This is a genomic window from Streptomyces sp. NPDC050388, assembly GCF_040655635.1.
Classification (GTDB): Bacteria; Actinomycetota; Actinomycetes; order Streptomycetales; family Streptomycetaceae; genus Streptomyces.
In genome coordinates this window covers 91,530-98,434 of record NZ_JBFAKH010000028.1, presented here as the reverse complement: position 1 = coordinate 98,434, position 6,905 = coordinate 91,530, and the positions used below count along the sequence as shown (strand labels likewise).

Annotated in this window: 6 protein-coding genes; 3 read left to right on the top strand and 3 right to left on the bottom strand. The window is 72.7% G+C overall.

Features of this window, described 5'->3' with window-relative positions; genetic code table 11:
* The first annotated feature begins 607 nt into the window (after positions 1-607).
* Positions 608-1,750: a Vms1/Ankzf1 family peptidyl-tRNA hydrolase gene (locus AB0I73_RS18435; protein ID WP_363038553.1), complete on the top strand. Its 1,143-nt coding sequence runs from the start codon at positions 608-610 to the stop codon at positions 1,748-1,750.
* Between the two features lie 82 nt (positions 1,751-1,832).
* Here the strand turns inward: AB0I73_RS18435 and AB0I73_RS18430 are convergent, their stop codons facing one another.
* The 3 genes from AB0I73_RS18430 to ppk2 all read right to left on the bottom strand — a co-directional run bounded on the left by AB0I73_RS18430 (position 1,833) and on the right by ppk2 (position 4,812).
* Positions 1,833-2,981, bottom strand: a complete 1,149-nt coding sequence (locus AB0I73_RS18430; protein WP_363038551.1) for an aromatic ring-hydroxylating dioxygenase subunit alpha — start codon at positions 2,979-2,981, stop codon at positions 1,833-1,835.
* A 156-nt stretch (positions 2,982-3,137) separates the two neighbouring features.
* Positions 3,138-3,905, bottom strand: coding sequence for a sulfite exporter TauE/SafE family protein (locus tag AB0I73_RS18425; protein WP_363038548.1), 768 nt, complete (start codon positions 3,903-3,905; stop codon positions 3,138-3,140).
* 103 nt (positions 3,906-4,008) lie between these two features.
* The gene (gene ppk2, locus AB0I73_RS18420; protein ID WP_363038546.1) at positions 4,009-4,812 is read right to left on the bottom strand and encodes a polyphosphate kinase 2; all 804 of its coding nucleotides are present in this window, start codon (positions 4,810-4,812) and stop codon (positions 4,009-4,011) included.
* 361 nt (positions 4,813-5,173) lie between these two features.
* On the opposite strand from ppk2, the gene AB0I73_RS18415 reads away from it, so the two are divergent.
* Positions 5,174-5,812, top strand: coding sequence for a DUF6629 family protein (locus AB0I73_RS18415; RefSeq protein ID WP_363038544.1), 639 nt, complete (start codon positions 5,174-5,176; stop codon positions 5,810-5,812).
* Between the two features lie 60 nt (positions 5,813-5,872).
* On the top strand, positions 5,873-6,850 hold the full coding sequence (locus AB0I73_RS18410) for a pyridoxal-phosphate dependent enzyme (RefSeq protein ID WP_363038542.1): 978 nt from the start codon (positions 5,873-5,875) through the stop codon (positions 6,848-6,850).
* Positions 6,851-6,905 lie beyond the last annotated feature (55 nt).

The following is a 6,905-nucleotide window of genomic DNA, read 5'->3' as shown; positions in this document are numbered from 1 at the left end:
CGCATGGTTGCTCCCTCCCGCGCCGTCTCCTGTCCACCGTCGCCCTCCCGGGGCTCCCCGGCAACACGGGACGCCCGCACCGCCCCGGATCCGTCGGTCCGGCCGCGGATGCGGGACGACGGCGACGGGACAGCGGCGTGCGGGGCGGCCGACCTGGCGACGGGGCCCGGGCGAGATGCCGGAGCGCGGCGGCGCCGGCGTCGACCGACGCTCACGAGCGGTGGCAGGGATGATCGGTGGCCGAGAGCGTCGATCACGACGGCTTCGGCGGTGCTCCGGTCCCAGCACCGTGGAACCGCTCTCGACGGGCATGGGCCGAGCGGGCACCGCATCGGGCCGACCGGCCCTCAGCACCGGCACGGAGACTCCTCCTTCGGCGAAGTGGGGTGACGAACGACGCCGGTCTCGTACCGTCACGGGGCACGGTGTCCGATCGATGAGCAAAGGAGCCTGAACGCGGAGCCCCCGCGGTGCGCACGTGACGGTGGAAACGTCGCCCGAGGCCCGGGCCCGCGGTGCGCGGTGCGCGGTCCGGCGGAGCCTGCCGGGTGTCCCCGCCGGTCCTTCGGGCACCCGGTCCGAGAACAGGGACGAACGAGGAGAGAGCATGCAGTTGTCATTCCTGGGACCGCTTTTCGACCGCCCCGGCCCCTGGGCCACGGTGTACTTCGACGCCGCACAGAACGACGAAGCGGGGGCGAAGCGGCGTGAGCTGTCCGTACGGGAAGCCTGCCGGGCCCTGGAGGAGGAGGGCGCCGACGCGGCCACCGTCCAGGCGGTGCGCGAGGCCCTGACCGACATCGGGCCCGCGGAGGACCCGGCGGGCCGAGTGGTCTTCGCCGCCGGAGGGGAGGTGGTGCTCAGCCGTCGTCTCTCCCGGTCGCCGCAGAGCCAGATCGCCTGCTGGGCCGCGCTGCCCCGGCTGACGCCGCTGCTGGAGCTGGCCGGCCAGGATCCGGACTGCCTGGTGGCCTACATCGACCGGACCGGCGCCGACTTCCAGCTGCGCGGGGACACCGGAGCACAGCATGTCGGGCAGACCGAGGGGCGGCAGTGGCCGGTTCACCGTACGGCCTCCTCGGACTGGTCCGAGCGGCACTTCCAGCTCAAGGTCGAGAACACCTGGGAGCACAATGCCGGGGAGATCGCTGAAGCGCTGACCTCGGCGTACGAGGAGTGCGGCGCCGACCTGGTGGTGCTGGTCGGTGACCCCCGTGAGCGGCCCGCGGTGCACGAAAAGCTCCCTGAGGCGGTCCGCGAGGTCACGGTGGAGACGGAGCACGGCGGCAGGGCCGCCGGTTCGTCCTCCCCCGTCCTGGAGGAGGCCATCGAGCGGGCGCGGCGGCAGTACACCCGCCGTCGCCTGGACGAGGCACTCGACCGCTTCCACGCCGGACGGGTGGGCACCGACCGGCCGACGGACGCGGTCGAAGGTGTCCCGGCCCTGGTCGAAGCCGCCCGGGAGCACCGCATCGACACACTGCTGATCCGGCCCGACGGGCCGGATCTGGGCCGTGAGACGTGGGTGGGCGATGAGCCCGACCAGCTGGCGGTACGCCGGACCGACGCGCGCAGCCTGGGCGAGGACGCCCCGATCCCCGTACGCGCCGACGACGCGCTGCTGCGGTCGACCGCGGTCACGGCCGCCGACGTGCTGGTCGTCCCGCCCTCGGACGAGGACGGCCCCGACGCACCGGCAGGCGGCCTCGGCGCCCTGTTGCGCTGGACGTACGAGCCGACCCCGGCCTGACGAGAGCCGGAGTGACCCGGGCCCCGGAGGCGTCCCGCAGGGCCGGTGCCCGCCCTTTCGCCGCCGGCCGTGTCCATCCGGTTCACCCTCCCGGAGCCGGGCCGTCGTCGGGGCGGGACCCGCATGCGGCGGGCCGGGGCCGGAGCGGGACGCCGTTGGCGCGCAGCACCTCGCGGACGTCCAGGATCAGGGGGAAGACCTCGTGGTTGCGGTCCTCGCCCTGTTCGTCCCACGCCCGCTGCTCGGCTTCGACGGCCATGCGGTCCTCGGCGAAGACGCGTTCGGCGAAGCGTCTGATGAACGGCCAGGCCAGGTGGAGCGCACCGGGGATCCCGGGCTTCTCGATCATGAGCAGACCGTAGGCGTGACACGTGCGCTGCGCGGCGTCCTCGGGCACGTACGCGACCCAGAGGCGGAAGGACGGCCGCTCGGCGTCCTCCGGGACCAGGTCGAGCGTCTGGTACGGGTACTCGGTGCGGATGGTCATGAGGTCGCAGGAGTCGCGACCCGTGAAGCCCTCGGCGGCCAGCAGGTTGGCACCCCGGTTCCGCTTCCCCCCGGCGTGGCTGAACAGGTACCGGGCCTCCACCGAGCGCGCGTCGGTCCGGCGGTCCAGCAGCTCGGGGCGGAGCCTGCCGACGACTCCGCGGTGGAGGAACTGGTGGTTCATGTCGAGCAGATTCTCGTGCATGAACGAGTAGTGGCAGCGCACGGTCCGGGAGAAGGTCATGGTCCGGTACCGCGGTGAGCCGAAGGCCGGCAGCTCGGGCACCGGAGTGGCCGCCGCTTTCTCCGGGTTGCCGGGGAAGACGAACACCAGGCCGTACGCCTCGCGGACGGGGTAGCCGTGCACGCCGCGCGGCGGCCGGCCGTCACCCTTCGACAGGTACGGGATCTGCGAGATGCGGCCGTCGCCGCGATAGGCCCACGCGTGGTAGCAGCAGCGGAGTGTCTCGCCCTCCACGACGCCCATGCTCAGCGGCACCTGCCGGTGGGCGCACCGGTCCTCCAACGCGTAGACGGCACCGCTTCGCCCGCGGTAGAGCGCGATGCGCTCACCGGCGAACGAGGTCGCGGCCACCCGTCCGGCGCGTACCTTCCTGGAGAGCGCGACGGGATACCAGAAATCCGGGTTCGCCCCGACCCGCCGGAGGTCGCTCGTGCCGGAGCGTGGATCGCGGTGCCCCGCGGACCGGTCGCTCCCAGCCCTGTCGAAGCCGGTGTCGGTCATACCTCTCCCTCGGACTCGGGCCATGCCATGGGGCAGCACCTCCATCCTGGTGGCGGTCCCGCCCCCGAGCCGCGCCCGGCGCGTCCGGACGGGTGAGGAGGCCGACGGTCCCGGGAGGGGGGCGGGAGGTCGGCGAAGGCGCCGATGGCGGAGGGCTCAGCGCAGAAGCAGTTGGGCGATGGCGAAGGTGCCGACGACGACGATGAAGGTCCGCAGGGCGGGTGCGGGGAGCCGGCGCCCGACCTTCGCACCGATCTGCCCGCCGATCGCCGAGCCCACGGCGATGAGGAGGACGGCTGTCCAGTCGTAGTCGGCGACGAAGAGGAAGAACAGGGCCGCAATGCTGTTGACGACGGCGGCGAGGACGTTCTTGACGGCGTTCAGACGTTGGAGGGAGTCATCGAGCAGCATGCCCATCAAGGAGAGGTAGATGATCCCCTGAGCCGCCGTGAAGTAGCCGCCGTAGACACTGGCGAGGAGGATCCCGCCGAGGAGGACGGGACCGCCGTCGGTCTTGGTGATCGTGCCCGTGCGCGCACGGCGCCGTTGGACGGCGGCGGATATGCGGGGCTGCAGCACCACGAGGACCAGCGCCAGCGCGACGAGAACGGGGACGATCGTCTCGAAGGCGGTCGCGGGGAGGGTGAGCAGCAACACCGCTCCGGTGAACCCGCCGACCGACGCGGCGACGCCCAGCCTCAGCACGAGGCGGCGCTGGCCCTCGAGCTCCTTCCGGTAGCCTATGGCGCCGCTGATGGACCCGGGGATCAGCCCGAGGGCGTTGGACACGGTGGCGGTCACCGGTGGCAGCCCGGTGGCGAGCAGCACCGGGAACGTGATCAACGTTCCCGAGCCGACGATCGTGTTGATGGTGCCGGCGCCGACCCCGGCGACGAAGACCGCCAGTGCCTCCCAGATGGACAAGGCCGTCTCCTTCACGATCGGTGAGCCGCCTCCCCGCCCGGAAGGTCGGGGGGCCACACCGATCATGCACGAAGGGCACTCGCCCCCGGTCGACGGGGGCAGTTCAAAGGCCCGCCGCGTGATCGGGGACGTAGATCTGGAGGTCACGTGGCGGGCGTTGGTATCCGGTGGACGGCGGGCGCTCCGGCAGCTCGATGACCGGGGGCGCCACCTCCTGGTAGGGCACGGTGCTCAGCAGGTGGGCGATCATGTTCAGCCGCGCACTGCGCTTGTCGTCGCTCTCCACGATGTACCACGGCGCCTCGGCGATGTCGGTGTGCACCAGCATCGTGTCCTTGGCACGGGAATAGGCCTCCCAGCGGGTGAGCGACTCCAGGTCCATGGGAGACAGCTTCCAGCGCCGCAGCGGATCCTCCAGCCGTTTGCGGAAGCGCGCCTGCTGCTCGGTGTCGCTCACCGAGAACCAGTACTTGCGCAGCAGGATCCCGTCCTCCACCAGCATCCGCTCGAAGATCGGGCACTGGCGGAGGAAGAGCCGGTACTCCTGCTCCGTGCAGAAGCCCATGACGTGCTCGATGCCTGCGCGGTTGTACCAGGACCGGTCGAACAGAACGATCTCGCCGGCGGCCGGCAGATGTTCGACGTAGCGCTGGAAGTACCACTGGCCGCGCTGGCGTTCGGTCGGTTTGGGCAGGGCCGCGATCCGCGCCACGCGCGGGTTGAGGTGCTCCGATATCCGTTTGATGGTGCCGCCCTTGCCCGCCGCGTCCCGCCCCTCGAAGACGACGACCAGCCGGGCGCCTTCCGTCCGCACCCACTCCTGGAGCTTGACCAGTTCCGTCTGCAGCCGCAGCAGCTCGCTCTCGTACACCGCACGGGACAGCTTCACCGTCTTCTTGTCGGCCATGCCGCCTCCACCGTCCGGTGACCCGTGCCGTCGACGGTCAGGTCACCTCGTCCAGGTCGAGCACCGGAGAACCAGAGCACCAGAGCGCCACCGTACTGACCGTCGGCGGAGCGTGCATCCGGCAGGTCGGCCCGGCTGTGGGCCGCGCCCCGTCCGACCCGGCGTTCCCGCGCACGCGACCCGCAAGGGCTCCCGCGCTCGCGGTCCTCAGCACCGAACAGCGGCCCTCGGCACCCGCACACCACGCCGGGGGTGGACACCGGGTCGGCACGGGGAGCGCGTACCGATCCGTGTCGTTGCCCTCCGGTCGTTCCGGGCCCGCGAAGATGGTTCTTCCGGCGGGTGACGCGAGGGCGGAGCGATGTGCTGGAGTGCGGAGGCCGACCTCGTGGCGGGCGTCGGTGTCGCGGCGGTCGGCGCGGCCTGCGTGGCGCGGGCGGACCGCGGCCTCGACCTTCCGCTGGCCGCGCTGCCGCTGCTGCTGGGTGCGCACCAGATGATCGAGGCGGCGGTCTGGGCCTCGGACGGAGGGACGGGTCCGGCCGTCCTGCTCTGGGCGGTCGTCGCCCTGCCGCTCCTGGCGCTCTGGGTACCGGTGGGCGTGTGGTGCGCCGCCCCGCGCCCCGCGCGGCGCGCACTGATCGTGCCGCTCGCCGCCGGTGCGGTGACGGCGCCGGCCCTCGGGTACGTACTCGCCACGCGTCCGGTGCGGGCGGAGGTCCGCGGGCACACCATCGGATACGTCCTGGACCTGCCGCACGCTCCACTGGCGGCCGCGGGCTACCTGGTGGCCACGGTCGGCGCGCTGCTGCTGTCCGGCGACCGCGGTCTGCGGATGCTGGGCGCCCTGGCCGCCGCGGGCGCGCTCGTCTGCTGGGCCCTGTGGCGGCTGGAGTTCGTCTCGACCTGGTGCGCGTTCGCCGCCCTGTGCTCGTTGGCCCTCTTCGGCTGGGTACGCGGACGCCACCCGGCGCGGACCGGCCCGGGTGAGCCCCGGTGAAGCCCACCGCGCCCAGCCCGCCCCCTCCCGTTCGACGGCGGCGGGACGTACAGTCACCGCGTGACGACCACCACCCCGCCGGTCACCCTCGACGACGTCCGTGCCGCCGCCGAACGGCTCGAAGGCGTCGCCCACCGCACGCCGGTCCTGCGCTCCCGCACCCTGGACGCGCTCGTCGGTGCCGAGGTCCACCTGAAGTGCGAGAACTTCCAGCGGGTGGGCGCCTTCAAGTTCCGCGGCGCCTACAACGCGGCCTCCCGCCTCACCCCCGAGCAGCTGTCCCGGGGCATCGCCGCCTACTCCTCGGGCAACCACGCCCAGGCCGTCGCCCTGGCCGCCAGGGAACTCGGCACCACCGCCGTCATCGTCATGCCCGAGGACGCCCCGCCCTCGAAGCGGGCGGCCACCGAGGCGTACGGCGCTCGGATCGTCACCTACGACCGGTACACCGGTGACCGGGTCGCCGTCGCCGAGGCCCTGGCCGCGGAGCGCGGCCTGGCGATCGTCCCGCCCTACGACCACCCGCACGTCATCGCGGGACAGGGCACGGCTGCGCTCGAACTCTTGGAAGAAGTGGGGGAGTTGGATGTGCTGCTCGCGCCGGTCGGTGGCGGTGGGCTGATCGCCGGAAGCGCCACCGCGGTCAAGGGCCTGTACCCCGGGGCGCGGGTGATCGGTGTGGAGCCGGAGGCCGGGGACGACACCAAGCGGTCCCTGGAGGCGGGACATCGCGTGAGCGTCCCGGTACCGCGCACCATCGCCGACGGCCAGGCGCTGCACACACCGGGTGAACTGACGTTCTCCGTCAACCGGCGGCTCCTCGACGGAATCGTCCTGGTCGGTGACGACGAGATCAGGGACGCCATGCGGTTCGCCTTCGAGCGGCTGAAGATCGTCCTTGAGCCGAGCGGCGCCACCCCCCTGGCCGCACTGCTCACCGGCCGCGCGGGTTCCCTCCCGCACCGGGTCGGCCTGATCCTCTCCGGCGGCAACGTCGACACCGCGCGCTTCGCCCGGCTCTGCGGCTCTCACTCCTGACCCCCGGCGCCCGAACGGCGTCCCCGGGGGGGCCGTGTTCGAGCCGAGGTGGCGC